Raw genomic sequence first — 16,372 nt, 5'->3', positions numbered from 1 at the left:
ATGAACTCTTCTTCTGCGGGGCCCAAGAACGACACCACCAAGCACATCTTCGTGACCGGCGGTGTCGTTTCGTCTTTGGGCAAGGGGCTCACTGCCGCGAGCCTCGGTAACCTTCTCACCGCCCGCGGACTGCGGGTCGTCATGCAGAAGCTCGACCCGTATCTCAACGTGGATCCGGGCACGATGAACCCGTTCCAGCACGGCGAGGTCTTCGTGACCGATGACGGTGCGGAGACCGACCTCGACATCGGCCACTACGAGCGCTTCCTCGACATCAACCTGTCCGAGGCCGCCAACGTCACGACCGGCCAGATCTACTCGCAGGTGATCGCCCGCGAGCGCCGCGGCGAGTACCTCGGCGACACCGTGCAGGTCATCCCGCACATCACCGACGAGATCAAGCGCCGCATGCGTCTGCAGGCCGACGAGACGCCCAAGCCCGACGTGATCATCACCGAGGTCGGCGGCACAGTAGGCGACATCGAGTCCCAGCCCTTCCTGGAGTCCGCGCGTCAGCTGCGGCACGAGCTGGGCCGTGACAGCGTGTTCTTCGTGCACGTCTCGCTCGTGCCGTTCATGGGTGCATCCGGTGAGCAGAAGACCAAGCCGACGCAGCACTCGGTCGCAGCCCTCCGCCAGGTCGGAATCCAGCCGGACGCGCTCGTGCTGCGCAGCGACCGCCCGGTGAGCGAGTCCAACCGCAACAAGATCGCGCTGATGTGCGACGTGGACGCCGAGGGCGTCATCAACACGGTCGACCTGCCGAGCATCTACGACATCCCGTCCACGCTCAACGAGCAGGGTCTGGATTCGTACATCGTCCGCCGTCTCGGACTCGACCAGAAGGCCGCCGATGTCGACTGGACGCGCTGGAGCAAGGTCCTGCACGCCGTGCACAATCCCAAGCACGAGGTCACGATCGGTCTGGTCGGCAAGTACATCGACCTGCCGGATGCCTACCTGTCCGTGACCGAGGCGCTCAAGGCCGGCGGGTTCGCGCAGGAGACCAAGGTCAACATCCGCTGGATCCCGTCCGACCTGTGCGAGACGCCGGAGGGCGCCAAGGAGCAGCTCGGTGCCCTCGACGGCATCTGCGTGCCCGGTGGCTTCGGCATCCGCGGCATCGAAGGCAAGCTCGGCGCACTGAAGTTCGCCCGCGAGCAGGGCATCCCGACCCTCGGCCTGTGCCTCGGACTGCAGTGCATGGTCATCGAGTACTCGCGCAACGTCGCGGGTATCGAGGGTGCTTCCTCGAGCGAGTTCGACCCCGAGACGCTGGCACCCGTCATCGCGACGATGGCCGAGCAGGTCGACATCCTCGACCACGGCGACCTGGGCGGCACGATGCGCCTGGGCCTGTACCCCGCTCGTCTGGCGGAGGGCTCCATCGCGGCAGAGGTCTACGGATCCACCGAGGTCGAGGAGCGCCACCGGCACCGCTACGAGGTGAACAACGCCTTCCGCGACCAGATCGCCGAGGCCGGGATGGTGTTCTCGGGTCTGAACCCCGAGCTGGATCTCGTCGAGTTCGTCGAGCTGCCCCGTGACGTGCACCCGTACTACATCGCCACGCAGGCCCACCCCGAGCTGCGTTCGCGTCCGACCGCCCCGCACCCGCTGTTCCGCGGTCTCGTCGGCGCCGCGATCGAGCGGCACCGCGCGAGCGAGCTGTTCGACGTCGAATCCGATGCGTGACGTGCACGACGCGTCCCTGCTGACGGACGAGCCGTTCGAGCCGGAGGTGCTCCAGAGCGATCTCGTCCACAAGGGCTGGGTGTGGGATGTCCGCTCGGATCGCGTCGCCTACGGCGACGGCGAGATCATCCGCGAGTACGTCGCCCACACCGGTGCGGTGGCCGTCGTAGCGATCGATGACGACGGCCGGGTGCTGCTGATCCAGCAGTACCGGCATCCGATCCGGCATCGGGACTGGGAGCTGCCGGCGGGCCTCCTCGATGTCGTCGGCGAGGAGCCCCTCCTCGCCGCGCAGCGCGAACTCGCCGAGGAAGCCGACCTGGTCGCGGCGAACTGGGAACCACTGGTCTCGGTCTGGACGACCCCTGGCGGCAACGACGAGATGATCCACGTGTTCCTCGCGACGGGTGTCTCGTCGACGGCGCAGGCGCACGAGCGCGAAGACGAGGAAGCCGACATCCGGGTCGAGTGGGTTCCGCTGTCGGATGCCGTGGAAGCCGTCCTGGCCGGTCGCATGCACAACGGCATCCTCTCCATCGGCGTGCTCGCGGCCGAGCGGCGGCTTCGGAGCGCGAGCGCCGGGCAGTAACGTGCTCGTCGCGCGCGCGGTCGACGCCTACCTCAGGCACGTCACGATCGAGCGCGGCCTGTCGGCGCACACGGTCGCGGCGTACCAGCGGGATCTCGAGATCTATGCGCAGTGGCTCGCGGATGCCGGCATCGACGACACCTCGGCGATCACGGGGTCGATCGTGAGCCGCTTCATCGCCGATCGCTCGGCGGTCGTCCCGGCGCCGGCGGCGACGAGTCTCGCGCGGCTGCAGTCCTCGGTGCGGGGACTGCACCGCTACCTGGTGCGCGAGGGGGTCGAGCCGGAAGACCCGACCGGGCGGCTGCGGCCACCCAAGACGCCGCTGCGCCTGCCCAAGGCCCTCACGATCGACCAGGTGGAGCGTCTGCTCGCCGCCCCGTCAGCGGATGATCCGCTGGGCATCAGGGATCGTGCGCTGCTGGAGCTGCTGTACGCCACCGGCGCCCGCGTATCCGAGGCGGTCGGCCTCGACGTCGACGACCTCGCATACGGCGAGGTGCTGAGGCTGCGCGGCAAGGGGTCCAAGGAGCGGATCGTCCCGGTCGGGTCCTATGCGCGCGCCGCCGTCGATGCGTATCTGACGCGGGTCCGCCCCGGCCTCGCTGCGAAGGGCCGCGCTACGGCGAAGCTGTTCCTCGGCGCGCGGGGAGCGCCGCTGTCGAGGCAGAGCGCGTGGCTGGTCATCCGGTCCGCGGCCGAGACCGCCCGGATCACGGCCGAGGTGTCGCCGCACACGCTGCGCCATTCGTTCGCGACGCACCTGCTGCAGGGCGGCGCCGACGTCCGCGTGGTGCAGGAGCTGCTGGGGCATGCCTCCGTCGCCACGACGCAGATCTACACCCACGTCTCCGTCGACGCGCTGCGCGACATCTACGCCACATCGCATCCTCGAGCGCGTTAGGACCGCGGGCGGCCCGATTCGGCGGGATCGCCGGGGTCGGGCGGCGTGTTCGGGTCGGTGATGACTAGAATCGAGCGAGCACAAGGGAGCAGGAGAACCGGTGGCTGACAAAGCGGCGAAGTCCAAGGGTAAGACGTCGAAGGCGGACGAGACCCCGATGGGACCCACCGGTCGTCCCTATCACGGCTTCGCGACACCCGCTCCGCTCGAATCGCACGGACCGGCGCGCATCATCGCGCTGTGCAACCAGAAGGGCGGCGTCGGCAAGACGACCACCTCGATCAACCTCGCGGCGGCTCTGGCGGAGTACGGCCGGAAGGTGCTGGCCGTCGACTTCGATCCGCAGGGTGCGCTCTCGGCCGGCCTCGGCATCAACACGCACGACATGCTGACCGTCTACGACCTGCTGCTGGACACCAAGCGCGACGCGCACGACGCGATCGTCCCCTCGTCGGTCGAGAACCTCGACGTCATCCCCGCGAACATCGACCTCTCGGCCGCCGAGGTGCACCTCGTCAACGAGGTCGCGCGGGAGACGATCCTGTCGCGCGTGCTGCGCCAGGTCGCCGACGAGTACGACGTCATCCTGATCGACTGCCAGCCCTCGCTCGGTCTGCTGACCGTCAACGCGCTCACCGCGAGCCACGGCGTCCTGATCCCGCTCGAGTGCGAATTCTTCGCGCTCCGCGGCGTCGCCCTGCTGATCGAGACGATCGACAAGGTGCGCGACCGCCTCAACCCCGCCATCGAGCTCGACGGCCTGCTCGCCACGATGTACGACCCTCGCACCCTGCACTCCCGAGAGGTGCTCGAGCGCGTCGTCGAGGCGTTCGGCGACGACGTGCTCGAGACCGTGATCGGTCGGACCGTGAAGTTCCCGGATGCCTCGGTGTCCGGCGTCCCCATCACCGAGTTCGCGCCGGAGCACGCCGCCGCCCAGGCGTACCTGCGGCTGGCGCGGGAGCTGGTCGCCCGTGGCGCCGTCGCCTGAGACCGGTTCGTCCGAGGACTCCGGCTTCCGGGTCTCCCTGGGGAACTTCGACGGCCCGTTCGACCTGCTGCTGAATCTCATCTCCAAGCACGAGCTCGACATCACCGAAGTCTCGCTGAGCAGGGTCACCGACGAGTTCATCGCGTATCTGAAGGATCTCGGCCCCGAGGAGGAGCTGGACCAGGCATCCGAGTTCCTCGTCGTCGCCGTCACGCTCCTCGATATGAAGGTGGCAGGGCTCCTGCCGCAGGGCGAGCTCGTCGATGCGGAGTCGGTCGCTCTGCTCGAGGCGCGCGACCTCCTGTTCGCCCGTCTGCTGCAGTACCGCGCGTTCAAAGAGGTCTCGGCCTGGTTCGCGCGGAGCCTGCAGCGCGAGGACCGCAGGCATGTCCGCGCCGTCCGGCTGGACGAGAAGCACCGTCGGCAGACGCCCGAGCTCGTCTGGAGCCTCAGCGTCGACGACTTCGCAGCCCTCGCGCTGCTCGCGTTCGCACCGAAGGAGATCCCGCACGTCGGGCTCGATCACCTGCACGCGCCGCTGGTGAGCATCCGCGAGCAGGCCGCGATCGTCGTGACGCTGCTGCGCAACACCGAATCGTTGACCTTCCGCGAGCTGGTCACCGGCGTGAACGAGCCGGGCATCGTCGTGGCGCGGTTCATCTCCGTGCTGGAGCTGTACCGGCACGCGGCGCTGTCCTTCGAACAACTGGAACCGCTCGGCGAGCTGACGCTGCGCTGGGCAGCCGACACCTGGTCGGACGAGATGCTGGCGACCCTGGGGGCCGACTATGACCGATGACGTGACCGAACCCGGATCGCTCCCCGAGCCTGTCGATGGGCATGAAGCCCCGCTGACCGAGAAGCTCGAGGCGATCCTCCTCGTCCTCGAGGAGCCGCTGGGACTCGTCGCCCTGGCTGCCGCCGTCGGCGCACCGGTGCCTGCCGTCCGGCAGGCGATCGAGACCCTCGTCGACGATTACGACGGTCGCGGCAACGGGCCGCGGCGCGGCTTCGAGCTCCGAGAGGTCGGCGGCGGCTGGCGGCTGTACGTCCGCGACGACCACGACGGCCTCGTCGCGGAGTTCGTCGGAGGACAGGCGCCGGCGCGGCTGTCCCAGGCAGCGCTCGAGACCCTCGCGGTCATCGCCTACAAGCAGCCGGTCACACGCGGGCAGGTCGCATCGATCCGAGCCGTGAACGTCGATTCGGTCGTCCGCACACTGCTGGCCCGCGGCCTGATCACCGAGCTGTTCGCCGACTCCGAGACCGGCGCGATCAATTACGGCACCACCGATGCCCTGCTGCAGAACCTCGGCATCAACTCCCTCGACGAACTCCCGCCGATCTCCCCGTTGCTCGATGACGGGTCGAACGGCTTCGAAGAAAGCAGTATCCGATGACTTCCCTGACAGACCCCGCCGCCGACGGCATCCGACTGCAGAAGGTGCTCGCGAACGCGGGTGTCGCCTCCCGCCGCGTGATCGAGGACTACATCGTCGAGGGACGCATCCTCGTGAACGGCGAGGTCGTCACCGAGCTGGGTCGGCGGATCCACCCCGAGACGGACCTGGTCGACGTCGACGGCACGGCCGTGCAGCTCGACGTCTCCAAGCGCTACGTGATGCTGAACAAGCCCATCGGCGTCGTCAGCACCATGCGCGACGAGAACGGCCGCCCTGATCTGCGCCGGTTCACCGAGGACTACGAGGAGCGCCTCTACAACGTCGGACGCCTGGATGCCGAGACCAGCGGCCTGCTGATCCTCACGAACGACGGCGCACTGGCCCACGTGCTCGCGCACCCGTCGTTCGGCGTGACCAAGGTGTACATCGCCAAGGTCGAGGGCATCGTCACCGCGCAGACGATCGCCACGCTGACCAAGGGCATCGAGCTCGAGGACGGGCCGATCGCCGCCGACAAGGCGCGGCTGCTGGACACGTCGACGAGCTCGGCGAGCGGCAAGGAGTCGAGCCTGGTCGAGCTCACACTGCACTCTGGCCGCAATCGGATCGTCCGGCGGATGATGTCAGCGGTCGGCCATCCGGTCACGGAACTCGTCCGCCGCCAGTTCGGCCCGCTGCACCTGGGAACACTCCCGGCTGGGAAGTCGCGGGAACTGAGTAAAATCGAACTCGGTGCGCTGTTGACTCTCGCGCGCCGTGATGCCCCTGCGGATGCGACGCCGGGAGACGTGCAGGAGAAGCAGTGAGCGAACAGGTCCGTGGTGCCGTGGTGCCCCCACGGCTGTCGGGGACCGTTCGCGTCGTCGGCTCCGGCCTGCTCGGCGCGAGCATCGGCCACGCACTGCGCGCCAAGGGCGTCGATGTCGTGCTCGCCGACGCCTCTCCCGCACAGCTGCGGCTCGCCATCGACTACGGGGCCGGTCGCGCCGCACGCGATGACGATCGACCGGTGCTCATCGTCGTGGCCGTTCCGCCCGACGTCACGGCCGACGTCATCCAGTCCGAGCTCGATCGGTACCCCGATGCCGTCGTCACCGACGTCGCGAGTGTGAAGCTCGAGCCGTTCCGCGCGCTGCAGGAGCGCGGCGTCGACCTGACCCGCTACATCGGTTCGCACCCGCTCGCGGGCCGTGAGCGCGGCGGAGCCATCTCGGCCAGGGCGGACCTCTTCGTCGGACGGCCCTGGGTGGTGTGCCGCGACGATCAGACGCGCCCTGCCGATCTCGCTCTCGTCGAAGCGCTGGCGCTGGACGTCGGCGCGATGCCGCTGGAGATGACGCCGGAGGAGCACGACCGCTCCGTGGCGCTGACCTCTCATGTCCCGCAGGTCGTGGCGAGCCTGCTCGCCGGCCGCTTCACCTCCGCCGATGAGGATGCCCTCCGGCTCGCAGGTCAGGGTGTGCGCGACACCACGCGCATCGCGGCATCCGCACCGGAGCTGTGGGTCCAGATCCTGGGTGCCAACGCGCAGCCCGTGGTCGAGATCCTCGATGCGCTGGCCGACGATCTGCGTGAGGTCTCGGACGCATTGCGCGATCCGGCTGCACCGGGCGCACGCCGAGCGGTCGCCGACGCGATCCGGCAGGGCAACGAGGGCGTCGAGCGCCTCCCGGGCAAGCACGGTCAGAACCGACGCTTCGAGCAGCTGGTCGTCATGGTCGACGACACTGCAGGTCAGCTCGGACGACTCTTCGGCGAGCTCGGCGAGCTCGGCGTGAACGTGGAGGACCTGCGCCTGGAGCACTCGCCGGGCGCACAGTTCGGTCTCGCCGAGATCAGTGTGGCTCCGGCCGCGCTGCACGGCGCGATCACCGGATTGCAGGAACGCGGGTGGCGGATTGCAGGGACGACCAATGACTGAGGCTCGCAAGTTCATCGCGATCGACGGACCGGCAGGCTCCGGAAAGTCCAGTGTCTCCAAGGCGGTCGCCCGCACGCGCGGCTACGGGTACCTCGACACCGGTGCGGCCTATCGTGCGCTGGCGTGGCACGTGCTCGATCGTGGTGCGGACACGTCGGATGCCGAAGCGGTGCGTGCCGCGGCATCCGATTTCGATCTGCGCATCGGGCTCGACCCCGACGACCGATCCGTGCGCGTCGGCGAAGCCGATGTGACTGACGCGATCCGCGAGTCGCGCGTCTCCGGCGCCGTGAGCGGAGTCGCGCGCGTCCCCGAGGTGCGCGCCCAGGTCAACGAACTGTTCCGCTCCCTCGTGGCGGATGCCGCGTTCGACGCCGTCGTCGTCGAAGGCCGTGACATCACCACGGTGGTCGCCCCTGACGCACCGGTGCGGATCCTGCTCACCGCTGCTCCCGAGGTCCGCGCCGCGCGCCGGGCCGGTGAGCTCGCGGACGAGAACGCCGCCGCCGTCGCTGCGGCGCTGCACCGTCGTGACGCCGCGGACAGCACGGTCGTCGATTTCCTCAACGCCGCGGACGGCGTCGAGGTCGTCGATTCGACCGCACTCGATTTCCCCCAGACCATCGACGCCGTGCTCGCGGTGATCGACCGAAAGCAAGGAGCGGAACATGCCCGCTGAAGAAGAGTACGAGGGCGGCCCTGACCGCCTCGAAGAGAAGATGAACGACCTCGACGAGGTGCTCGCGGAACAGCGAGCAGAGGCGCTGCGCGCCGGACTCGCCGAGTACGACCTCGACGAGGACGATGCCGCGCTGCTGGCGGGCCTCGCCGGCGAAGAGGGCGGCATCGAGTTCCTGCCGGCCCTCCCCGTCGTGGCGATCGTCGGCCGCCCGAACGTGGGCAAGTCCGCGCTCGTGAACCGCATCCTCGGCCGCCGCGAGGCCGTCGTCGAGGACACCCCCGGTGTCACCCGCGACCGCGTGACCTACAAGGCCGAGTGGCAGGACCGTCGTTTCTCGGTCGTGGACACCGGTGGGTGGGAGCCGGATGCCAAGGGCATCGACCGCTCGGTCGCCGCGCAGGCGGAGGTCGCGATCGACCTCTGCGACGTGGTGATGTTCGTCGTGGACGCGAAGGTCGGTGCCACATCGACCGATGAGCACGTCGTGAAACTGCTGCGCAAGAGCGGCAAGCCGGTCTTCCTCGTCGCGAACAAGATCGACGACGCCCGCCAGGAGCCGGAGGCCGCGGTGCTGTGGAACCTGGGTCTCGGCGAGCCGTACCCGGTCTCGGCGATCCACGGTCGTGGCGTCGCCGACCTGCTGGATGCCGTCATGAAGAAGCTCCCGAGCGTCTCCGCGGTCGCGAAGGCCGAGATCGGCGGACCGCGCCGCGTGGCCATCCTCGGCCGTCCGAACGTCGGCAAGTCCTCGCTGCTGAACAAGGCGGCGGGGGAGGAGCGCGTGGTCGTCAACGACCTCGCCGGCACGACCCGCGACCCGGTGGATGAGGTCGTCGAACTGGGTGGCAAGCTGTGGCGTCTGGTCGACACCGCCGGCATCCGTCGTCGGGTGCACCTGCAGCAGGGCGCGGACTTCTACGCGTCGCTGCGGACGTCGGCCGCGCTCGAGAAGGCCGAGGTCGCGGTCGTGGTGCTCGACGTCTCCGAGTCGATCAGCGAGCAGGATATCCGCATCATCGATCTCGTGCTCGAGTCCGGACGTTCGCTCGTGCTGGCGTTCAACAAGTGGGACCGCCTGAACGACGACGACATGGAGAATCAGGACCGTCGCCGGTACCTGGAGCGAGAGATCGAGAAGGACCTCGCCCACGTGGCGTGGGCGCCGCGGGTGAACATCTCGGCCAAGACCGGTCGTCACCTCGACAAGCTCGTGCCGGCGCTCGAGACCGCGCTGGAGAACTGGGATCGTCGTATTCCGACGGGCAAGTTCAACGCGTTCCTGTCCGAGCTCGTCGCCGAGCACCCGCACCCGCTGCGCGGTGGCAAGCAGCCGCGCATCCTGTTCGGGACGCAGGCGTCGACGCGTCCGCCGACGTTCGTGCTCTTCACGACCGGGTTCCTCGACCCGGGCTACCGGCGCTTCATCCAGCGTCGCCTGCGTGAGATCTACGAGTTCGAGGGAACGCCGATCGTCATCAACATGCGCGTGAGGGAGCGCCGCCAGCGCTGACGCTCCGGCGGTACCATGGGAGGTGGATGCCGCAACGCCGTGGCATCCACCGAGCACGCCCACAAGGCCCGCCGAAAGAGGATGCGATGACGCACACCCTGCCCCTGCCCGATTTCTCCCACGAACGCGTGGAGGTGATCACGGGACGGCGCAGCGGTCTGTTCATCGCCGTCGCGCTGCACTCCTCCGTGCTCGGCTCCGCTCTCGGCGGCGCTCGTCTGTGGACGTACCCGCACTGGAGCGATGCTCTCGGCGATGCCCTGCGCCTGTCGGCGGCGATGACGCTCAAGAACGCCGCGGCCGGTCTCGACGCCGGCGGCGGCAAGTCGGTCATCGGACTGGCCGAGGGGACGGTCCTCGACTCCGAGCGTCGACGTGCGGCGTTCCTCGACCTCGGCGACGCCGTCGAATCGCTCGGCGGCCTCTACCGCACGGCCGAGGACGTCGGCTCCACGACCGAGGACATGCTCACCGTCAGCGAGCGCACCTCGCATGTCGTCGGACTTCCGGATGCCGTCGGCGGCTCCGGTGAGCCGGCCGGCCCGACGAGCCTGGGCGTCTACGAGTCGCTGCGCACGGTCCTCGAGCGTCTGACCGGATCGCCGGAGGTGGCAGGGCGCCGCATCACGATCTCCGGTCTCGGTCAGGTCGGCGGACGCCTCGCCGTTCGGCTGTCCGCCGAAGGAGCCGTCCTCACCGCGACCGATGTCAACCCCGCGCGTCGCCAGTTGGCGGCTGACCTCGGCATGACCTGGGTCGAACCGGGTACCGAGCATCTGGTCCCCGCTGACGTGTTCGTTCCGGCTGGCATCGGCGGGCTGCTGACGGATGACGTGATCGATGCGCTGGATGTGCGCGCGGTGTGCGGGCCGGCGAACAACCCGCTGGCCGCGCACGATGGCGCGCAGCGACTCGCCGACCGTGGCATCCTGTACGCGCCCGACTTCGTCGTCAACGCCGGTGGCGTCATCTACCTGGATCTCGAGGCGAAGCACGGCGGCACGCGGGCCGCGATAATGGAGCGCGTGTCCGGCATCGGAGACACGGTCCGCGGCATCCTCGATGATGCGGCCGAGCGCGGCATCACGCCGCTGCAGGCGGCAGAGGAACTCGCCGAAGCGCGGCTCCGTGCGGCGCGGGCGTCGCAGAGCGTGCTGTCGTAGACCGCTGCCGGGTCAGGCGTCGAGTTCGGCCTCCAGTCGCGCCCAGAGGTCGCGGCTGCAGGCTGCCACGGTGGCCTCCCACGTCTGGTTCGCGCCGTCCTGGGCGGTGTCGGACACGGCCTTCCAGATCCGGATCGGAACATCGAACTGCTCGGCGACCCACGTGTAGACGTAGGCCTCCATGTCGACCAGACGTCCGCCGAGTGCGCGGATCGCGCGTACGGTGTCGGCGTCGTCGACGAAGCTGTCGCCGGTCGCGATGATCACGTCACCGCCGCCGAGGCTCAGGCGCTGCGGCATCGACACGTGGTGGCCGGCGACGCCGTTGTCGTCGATGACGTCGTACTGGAACACCGTGTCGACGACGTGGATCCCGGGGGCGATGTCCGGGTCGATCGCGCCGGCGGTTCCGACGACGAGGACTTCTTCGTAGTCGCCGTTGTCGAGGGCGCGCGTGAGGGCGTACGCGGCCTTGATCTTGCCGGGGCCGGTGACCAGCCGGTCATAGCCGGGCACCTCTGCGGGGAAGGCGGAGAGTTCGGATTCGAGGGCGGCGACGAGGAGCTTCACGAGTCAATCTTCGCAGAGCCGTTACGCCGCTGGTCGCGCCTGGTGCTCGGCCGCGGTTGCTGTGACAGGCTGGAAGGGTGACGATCGTTCCTCCGAGCCCTGGTGAGCCGCGTCGACCCGAGGGTCCGCGCGACCCTGGGGACGCCTGGGTCGTCGCGCCGACGGGCGAGCGGTACTGGGGGCGCTTCGGCGCCGCCGGGCTGCTCGCGGTGGATCCCCGACGCGGAGTGCTGCTGCAGCACCGGGTCTCCTGGAGTCATTTCGGCGGGACGTGGGGTCTGCCCGGCGGCGCCCTGCACGAGGGGGAATCCGCGATCGACGGCGCGCAGCGCGAGGCGGCCGAGGAAGCAGGAGTGCCCCAAGGCGCCTTGGATCCGCGCTTCACCAGCGTGCTGGACCTCGATATCTGGGCCTACACGACGCTCGTGGCCGACGTGGTCGCGCCGTTCGATCCGGTGATCAGCGACCCCGAGAGCGTCGCGCTGGAATGGGTGGCGATCGACGACGTCGACGATCGGCCGCTGCATCCCGGGTTCGGGGATGCCTGGCCCCGATTGCGCGCACTGCTGGAGGTGCAGCCCGCGCTCGTCGTGGACGCCGCGAACGTCGTCGGCAGCGTGCCGGACGGGTGGTGGCGCGATCGGGCGGGAGCCGCGGCGCGGCTGCACGCCTCGCTGGCAGGACTGGCCGTTCCGGCTGCCGACCTGGATCTCGAAGGGGACATCTGGTTCCCTTCCGTCAGCTTCGTCGTGGAAGGCCAGGCCAAGGCGATCGAAGCGGATGCCGATGACGACGCGGTCCGCATCGTGCGTGCGCCGGGGGAGGGCGACGATGCCATCGTCGCCGAGGCGACGCACTTGATGGACACGGGGCGCACCGTGACGGTCGTGACGAGCGATCGCGGACTCCGCGCCCGGGTCGAGGATGCCGGGGCTCGCGTGCAGGGCGCCGGATGGCTCCGTGGGCTGATCGGCTGACGCCGCAGGCGCTCAGTCGTCGCGACCGCGGAGGCGATCGATGTCGCGCCGTTCGCGCTTCGTCGGACGCCCTGCCCCTCGGTCGCGGACCCCGAGTGCGGCGACCGGGTCGCGTGGAGGCGTTCGATCCTCGTATGCGAGCGCTGCCACTGGCGCGCCGACGCGCTTGACGAGCGTCTGCCGCACGACGAGGATGCGGTCGAAGCCGCTGATGCGCACCCGGAGCTCATCACCGGGTTTCACCGTCTGCGCGGCCTTCACCTTGTCGCCGTTGACGCGCACGTGACCCGCGCGGCAGGCGGTCGTGGCGGCGGAGCGGGTCTTGTAGACGCGGATCGCCCACAGCCAGCTGTCCACGCGGACCGGTTTGGTGTGCGCCGGGTTCGCGGGATGGGGGGAGTCGACAGTATCCGTCATCGCTGAATCTTCCCTTCGCGGAGGGTCGCGAGAGCACCCGCGACGATGAGTCCCTGGCCGAGCGTGTAGGTCGCCATGACGGCGGGGCTGGTCCAGTCCGGCATCGCGTCGGGGACGAACAGTCGGAACGCGAGGATCGTGTCGCTGACGAGGAAGAAGATGCCGCCGTACATGACCAGCGGATGGCAGCGGGTCGCCAGGGCGGCCGTGGCGCCGAGCACCAGGCCGTAGGCGCCGACGGCGATCAGCAGGTTCCCGGTGTGCGGCCCGAGGAAGACGATCATGGCGACCCACCAGGCGGCGTAGACGAGCGCCCACCACGGCATCCGCTGCCGGCGCAGGACGCGCAGGAACAGCACGATGTACGCGATGTGCGCGAGACCGAAGAAGCCGAGCATGAGCGGGAGCTCGGGAGCCGAGGGGAACAGGGCTCCCGCGCCGTCGCCGAGCCAGGAGAACAGCAGCGCGGCCAGCAGCAGGACGATCGCCAGGGTCGGCTTCAGGCGTGCTGAGACCAGTACTGGAATCGCGAGCAGCGGCATGAGCCAGAGCTTCGTCGGAGGTGCGAGGTCGCTGCCGACCGCGAGCGCGCCGACGTGCAGGACCGACATCAGCGCGTAAGGGACGAACATCCACCAGATGGCGGGACGACCGAAGACGCTTCGTTGCATCCTTCCATCGTATGTTCGAGCGCCCTCGATCGTGCGTCTCTCGGAGGTTCGTCTTCAGAGGTCGAGAGCGACGAGCGGATGGCCGGGTCTGGCTTCCGCCGACGCGGTGAACCCGGCCGCGAGGAAGGTCGACAGAGCCCCATGGTAGAGACGATTCGGGTGGCTCCGTCCGTTCGACGTGTCAATCGGGTATGCCTCGATCACCCGGGCGCCGGCTCCGCGGGCGAGGTCGACGGCCGCTCGGAGCAGCTCGGCGTTCAGCCCGAGTCCGCGGTGCTCCTTGCGCACGACGAAGCAGGTGATCGCCCAGACCGATTCGTCGTCGAGGGGCTCGGGCGTGCTGGTGACGATCGCGCGGGTGCGGGCGATGCGTCGCTGGACGGTGCGCGGGCCGACACGGACCCAGCCGGCGGCTTCACCGTCGACGTAGGCGACGAGCCCCGGGGGAGGGGAGGCCTCGACTTCGCCCTGCAACAGGTCGCGGCGTTCATCGACGGTGGTCTGGTTGAATTCAGCATTGGTGAGGGTGAACCAGGCGCACTGGCAGCTGCGTCCGTCGCCTCCGCCGGAGAGGGCGTGCTGCACATCTTCCCAGCGTTCGGCCGTGGCGGGTTCGGTGGTGATTGCGGGCATGACGGCAACGTACGCCTGACCTCCGACACGGGCAAGGGATGTCGGTTCGCGAACGCGAGATCGTGCGGCTAAGATAGTGGAGTTGCCTGCGCGAAAGCGGAGGCGACGGGCTGTGGCGCAGCTTGGTAGCGCACTTGACTGGGGGTCAAGGGGTCGCAGGTTCAAATCCTGTCAGCCCGACAGAATGAGGCTCGGAATCACGCGGAAGTCGCGAGGTTCCGAGCCTCTGTCGTACCGCCGCCGTGCGGGACCGGCCCATAGGCTGGGCGCATGCCTGCGTTCTTGTATCCCGCATTGCCGGACCGCGGGGATGAGGCGCGGTTGGGTGGTGCTCCGCCATCGGTGATCGAGACGCATCCGCTTCTGGAGACGCATCGGTATCTGCTGACTCTCGGCGCGGGCTGCGCGTCGTGGACGGGCGGCCGCGAGGTGTCGGTGGTGTTGCGTGCCGGCTTCGGCATCGAAGACGAGGATGTCGTGTATCCGGACATGGCGATGCGGGCGATCGTCCATGACCCCTCGCCGCGTGGCGGGCGGAACGACCTGGGGTGGCCGGGTCTGCGCTCGACAGCGCTGATCCCACGATCGGACGCCGCGTCCACACCGCCACTGGTGCGGATCGATGACGAACCCGTCTTGATTCAGAGCGAGCCTGCGTTCGCTGATGCCGTGCGCGCCGATGGGCATCGATTCCTCTTTCAGATTGATGAGGAGGGGTGGCCTGTGGAGGGCGAGCTCGAAGACCTCATCGCGGAGTACCTATGGGGATACGGCTCCGTGTACTTCTACGGCACCCCGGGCGCAGACGGAATCGTGCGCGACGTCGTCGCAGGCTTCCTCGACTTCTAGCCGAACGCGACAACACCGCTGGCAGCTCGCAGCCCTCGAAGCGCAATCGATAAACTGCCAGGGTGAGCACCGTCGAATATGAGGTCGTGACGCCCGGCGGCGCCGCAGACCCGATCCCGGTGGGGGCCTCGCGATGACTGTTCCCTCCGGAAGCGACGGCGTGCCGAATGGGCGGCTCACGTTCCGCACGGTGTGGGGTGGGCCGTCGCCGCAGGCGGGCTTCATCGAGGAGGTTGCACGGATCAAGCAGCACTTTCGCGCGGTGGAGTTCTCGTATCATCTGGACCTCTTCTTGACGATCGGGGGCGAGATCACGCCGGTGCCCGGGCCGTCCGGGTTGCGGACACCGCGGGTGTTCCTGTCACGACGCACTGCCACGGGAGAGATCCGGATCAGTAACGACGACGTCCACGACGCCGCTGATCCGGTCGCCTTCCTGCGGCAGACGATCCACCATGCGATCGCCGACCTCCTTGGTCGCATCGCTGCCCGTGACCCTGACTTCGACGCGGACGCGAAGCGAGCGAAGATCGCCTTCCTCATCGACGAAGAGGCCGCACCCGACGCACAGGCAGTTCCGGATGCGACGACGCCTGCTGCCGAGCGGATGAACCCATGAATGAGCCGGTGAAAGCGCCCGCCGATGCCGAGCCGGCGCGCCGGTGGACACCTGATCGGCTGGCTGCGCTGCAGGAGCAGATCCTGGAGCAGTCGCGCATCGTGAAGGGTCCGCATCGGTTCGATACCGACTGGCCGGCGACGGACGAGGGCCTGCTTGACCTGCGCGGCGTGAAGTCGGCGCGGGATGGCCTGCAGTTCCGGTTCGTCACCTTGTCCCGCGTTGATTTCCGCCGCGCACGAGGCCGCCTGCTTTTCTTCGAGTCCGAGCTCTCCGACTGCCTGTTCGATTCCGTGTCGTTGACCGGGCAGCCCCGTTTCGACCGCAGCTTCGTGCGATGCAGTTTCCGTGGCGCATCCGTGAAGGGACTGGCGATCGGCACGCAGATCACCGAGTGCGACTTCTCGGGCGCGAACCTGCGCACGGTGAGATCGTTGCCGAACACTCGATTCGAACGCTGCATCTTCGACGGTGCTGACCTCAGTGGCGCAGACTTCTCAGACACCACCTTCACGGACTGCACGTTCGTCGATGCCACGTTCTCCCCGGGCACGAGCTTCACCCGGTGCACATTCCTGAACACGTCCTTCGCGTTCGGTCTCGCGCGCGTGACACGCTCACACCGCGACGGCGAGCCGCTGCCGGACCAATGGGACGGCGAGGAGCACACCGACGCCGCGCGTGAAGCGTACGCGCAACGTTATGCGCGCGCCGCGGCGGCGGGGCGTGCGGACGATCTGCCCTTGGACCCGGAGGTCGCGGGCTAGGGGCTTAGCGT

The 16,372-nt window shown here is 68.8% G+C and carries 19 protein-coding genes and 1 tRNA gene; 16 read left to right on the top strand and 4 right to left on the bottom strand.

The genetic code is table 11. From position 1 onward, the window contains the following. The 11 genes from ACI7YT_RS11825 (at window position 1) to ACI7YT_RS11775 (ending at window position 10,858) form a co-directional block, all read left to right on the top strand. The gene (locus tag ACI7YT_RS11825) at window positions 1-1,695 is read left to right on the top strand and encodes a CTP synthase (protein WP_406245727.1); all 1,695 of its coding nucleotides are present in this window, start codon (window positions 1-3) and stop codon (window positions 1,693-1,695) included. Between the two features lies 1 nt (window position 1,696). Then, entirely contained in the window at window positions 1,697-2,284 is a 588-nt protein-coding gene (locus ACI7YT_RS11820; RefSeq protein WP_406245726.1) for an NUDIX domain-containing protein, read from the top strand. 1 nt (window position 2,285) lies between these two features. Beyond that, window positions 2,286-3,188, top strand: a complete 903-nt coding sequence (xerD, locus tag ACI7YT_RS11815; RefSeq protein WP_406245725.1) for a site-specific tyrosine recombinase XerD — start codon at window positions 2,286-2,288, stop codon at window positions 3,186-3,188. A 157-nt stretch (window positions 3,189-3,345) separates the two neighbouring features. Then, window positions 3,346-4,179 carry a ParA family protein gene (locus ACI7YT_RS11810; protein WP_406250573.1) on the top strand — a complete coding sequence of 278 codons (834 nt, stop codon included), beginning with the start codon at window positions 3,346-3,348 and terminating at the stop codon, window positions 4,177-4,179. Continuing rightward, window positions 4,163-4,978, top strand: a complete 816-nt coding sequence (locus tag ACI7YT_RS11805; protein ID WP_406245724.1) for a segregation and condensation protein A — start codon at window positions 4,163-4,165, stop codon at window positions 4,976-4,978. The genes ACI7YT_RS11810 and ACI7YT_RS11805 overlap by 17 nt, the downstream gene beginning before the upstream one ends. Continuing rightward, entirely contained in the window at window positions 4,968-5,579 is a 612-nt protein-coding gene (scpB, locus tag ACI7YT_RS11800; protein WP_406245723.1) for an SMC-Scp complex subunit ScpB, read from the top strand. Before ACI7YT_RS11805 ends, scpB begins: the two co-directional genes overlap by 11 nt. Beyond that, window positions 5,576-6,388 (top strand): pseudouridine synthase, encoded by an 813-nt coding sequence (locus tag ACI7YT_RS11795; RefSeq protein WP_406245722.1) that lies wholly within the window; start codon window positions 5,576-5,578, stop codon window positions 6,386-6,388. Before scpB ends, ACI7YT_RS11795 begins: the two co-directional genes overlap by 4 nt. Continuing rightward, entirely contained in the window at window positions 6,385-7,503 is a 1,119-nt protein-coding gene (locus ACI7YT_RS11790) for a prephenate dehydrogenase (protein WP_406245721.1), read from the top strand. Before ACI7YT_RS11795 ends, ACI7YT_RS11790 begins: the two co-directional genes overlap by 4 nt. Further along, on the top strand, window positions 7,496-8,182 hold the full coding sequence (gene cmk, locus ACI7YT_RS11785; RefSeq protein WP_406245720.1) for a (d)CMP kinase: 687 nt from the start codon (window positions 7,496-7,498) through the stop codon (window positions 8,180-8,182). Before ACI7YT_RS11790 ends, cmk begins: the two co-directional genes overlap by 8 nt. After that, window positions 8,172-9,695: a ribosome biogenesis GTPase Der gene (gene der / locus ACI7YT_RS11780; RefSeq protein WP_406245719.1), complete on the top strand. Its 1,524-nt coding sequence runs from the start codon at window positions 8,172-8,174 to the stop codon at window positions 9,693-9,695. The genes cmk and der overlap by 11 nt, the downstream gene beginning before the upstream one ends. An 86-nt stretch (window positions 9,696-9,781) precedes the next feature. Continuing rightward, a complete protein-coding gene (locus ACI7YT_RS11775) occupies window positions 9,782-10,858 on the top strand; it encodes a Glu/Leu/Phe/Val dehydrogenase dimerization domain-containing protein (RefSeq protein ID WP_406245718.1) in 1,077 nt (358 codons plus the stop codon). A gap of 12 nt (window positions 10,859-10,870) precedes the next feature. Here the strand turns inward: ACI7YT_RS11775 and ACI7YT_RS11770 are convergent, their stop codons facing one another. Further along, window positions 10,871-11,428, bottom strand: a complete 558-nt coding sequence (locus ACI7YT_RS11770; RefSeq protein WP_406245717.1) for a nucleoside phosphorylase — start codon at window positions 11,426-11,428, stop codon at window positions 10,871-10,873. A 77-nt stretch (window positions 11,429-11,505) separates the two neighbouring features. On the opposite strand from ACI7YT_RS11770, the gene ACI7YT_RS11765 reads away from it, so the two are divergent. Then, window positions 11,506-12,405: an NUDIX domain-containing protein gene (locus ACI7YT_RS11765; RefSeq protein WP_406245716.1), complete on the top strand. Its 900-nt coding sequence runs from the start codon at window positions 11,506-11,508 to the stop codon at window positions 12,403-12,405. Between the two features lie 12 nt (window positions 12,406-12,417). Here the strand turns inward: ACI7YT_RS11765 and ACI7YT_RS11760 are convergent, their stop codons facing one another. From ACI7YT_RS11760 to ACI7YT_RS11750, 3 genes are read right to left on the bottom strand one after another with little or no spacing between them, the layout of a single operon-like run. Beyond that, a complete protein-coding gene (locus ACI7YT_RS11760) occupies window positions 12,418-12,822 on the bottom strand; it encodes an RNA-binding S4 domain-containing protein (protein WP_406245715.1) in 405 nt (134 codons plus the stop codon). Then, entirely contained in the window at window positions 12,819-13,493 is a 675-nt protein-coding gene (locus ACI7YT_RS11755; protein ID WP_406245714.1) for a lysoplasmalogenase, read from the bottom strand. The genes ACI7YT_RS11760 and ACI7YT_RS11755 overlap by 4 nt, the downstream gene beginning before the upstream one ends. 54 nt (window positions 13,494-13,547) lie before the next feature. After that, complete coding sequence (locus ACI7YT_RS11750; protein WP_406245713.1) at window positions 13,548-14,126, bottom strand: GNAT family N-acetyltransferase; 579 nt, start codon at window positions 14,124-14,126, stop codon at window positions 13,548-13,550. A gap of 106 nt (window positions 14,127-14,232) precedes the next feature. On the opposite strand from ACI7YT_RS11750, the gene ACI7YT_RS11745 reads away from it, so the two are divergent. The 4 genes from ACI7YT_RS11745 to ACI7YT_RS11730 all read left to right on the top strand — a co-directional run bounded on the left by ACI7YT_RS11745 (window position 14,233) and on the right by ACI7YT_RS11730 (window position 16,361). Next, window positions 14,233-14,306, top strand: a tRNA-Pro gene (locus tag ACI7YT_RS11745). 90 nt (window positions 14,307-14,396) lie between these two features. Further along, the gene (locus ACI7YT_RS11740; RefSeq protein ID WP_406245712.1) at window positions 14,397-14,975 is read left to right on the top strand and encodes a hypothetical protein; all 579 of its coding nucleotides are present in this window, start codon (window positions 14,397-14,399) and stop codon (window positions 14,973-14,975) included. A 133-nt stretch (window positions 14,976-15,108) separates the two neighbouring features. Further along, window positions 15,109-15,594 (top strand): hypothetical protein, encoded by a 486-nt coding sequence (locus ACI7YT_RS11735; RefSeq protein ID WP_406245711.1) that lies wholly within the window; start codon window positions 15,109-15,111, stop codon window positions 15,592-15,594. Continuing rightward, window positions 15,591-16,361 carry a pentapeptide repeat-containing protein gene (locus ACI7YT_RS11730; protein ID WP_406245710.1) on the top strand — a complete coding sequence of 257 codons (771 nt, stop codon included), beginning with the start codon at window positions 15,591-15,593 and terminating at the stop codon, window positions 16,359-16,361. The genes ACI7YT_RS11735 and ACI7YT_RS11730 overlap by 4 nt, the downstream gene beginning before the upstream one ends. Window positions 16,362-16,372 lie beyond the last annotated feature (11 nt).

It is taken from the genome of Microbacterium sp. M (genome assembly GCF_045181065.1).
In the GTDB taxonomy this organism is placed as follows: domain Bacteria; phylum Actinomycetota; class Actinomycetes; order Actinomycetales; family Microbacteriaceae; genus Microbacterium.
This window is presented reverse-complemented; position numbering and strand designations above follow the sequence as displayed.

Excerpts from the sequence above, each read along its gene's own strand:
- ACI7YT_RS11760 (WP_406245715.1), bottom strand. The coding sequence starts at position 12,822 with ATGACGGATACTGTCGACTCCCCCCATCCCGCGAACCCGGCGCACACC.
- ACI7YT_RS11810 (WP_406250573.1), top strand. The coding sequence starts at position 3,346 with ATGGGACCCACCGGTCGTCCCTATCACGGCTTCGCGACACCCGCTCCG.
- ACI7YT_RS11750 (WP_406245713.1), bottom strand. The coding sequence starts at position 14,126 with ATGCCCGCAATCACCACCGAACCCGCCACGGCCGAACGCTGGGAAGAT.
- cmk (WP_406245720.1), top strand. The coding sequence starts at position 7,496 with ATGACTGAGGCTCGCAAGTTCATCGCGATCGACGGACCGGCAGGCTCC.
- ACI7YT_RS11735 (WP_406245711.1), top strand. The coding sequence starts at position 15,109 with ATGACTGTTCCCTCCGGAAGCGACGGCGTGCCGAATGGGCGGCTCACG.
- ACI7YT_RS11730 (WP_406245710.1), top strand. The coding sequence starts at position 15,591 with ATGAATGAGCCGGTGAAAGCGCCCGCCGATGCCGAGCCGGCGCGCCGG.
- ACI7YT_RS11795 (WP_406245722.1), top strand. The coding sequence starts at position 5,576 with ATGACTTCCCTGACAGACCCCGCCGCCGACGGCATCCGACTGCAGAAG.
- scpB (WP_406245723.1), top strand. The coding sequence starts at position 4,968 with ATGACCGATGACGTGACCGAACCCGGATCGCTCCCCGAGCCTGTCGAT.
- ACI7YT_RS11825 (WP_406245727.1), top strand. The coding sequence starts at position 1 with ATGAACTCTTCTTCTGCGGGGCCCAAGAACGACACCACCAAGCACATC.
- ACI7YT_RS11740 (WP_406245712.1), top strand. The coding sequence starts at position 14,397 with ATGCCTGCGTTCTTGTATCCCGCATTGCCGGACCGCGGGGATGAGGCG.
- der (WP_406245719.1), top strand. The coding sequence starts at position 8,172 with ATGCCCGCTGAAGAAGAGTACGAGGGCGGCCCTGACCGCCTCGAAGAG.
- ACI7YT_RS11775 (WP_406245718.1), top strand. The coding sequence starts at position 9,782 with ATGACGCACACCCTGCCCCTGCCCGATTTCTCCCACGAACGCGTGGAG.
- ACI7YT_RS11755 (WP_406245714.1), bottom strand. The coding sequence starts at position 13,493 with ATGCAACGAAGCGTCTTCGGTCGTCCCGCCATCTGGTGGATGTTCGTC.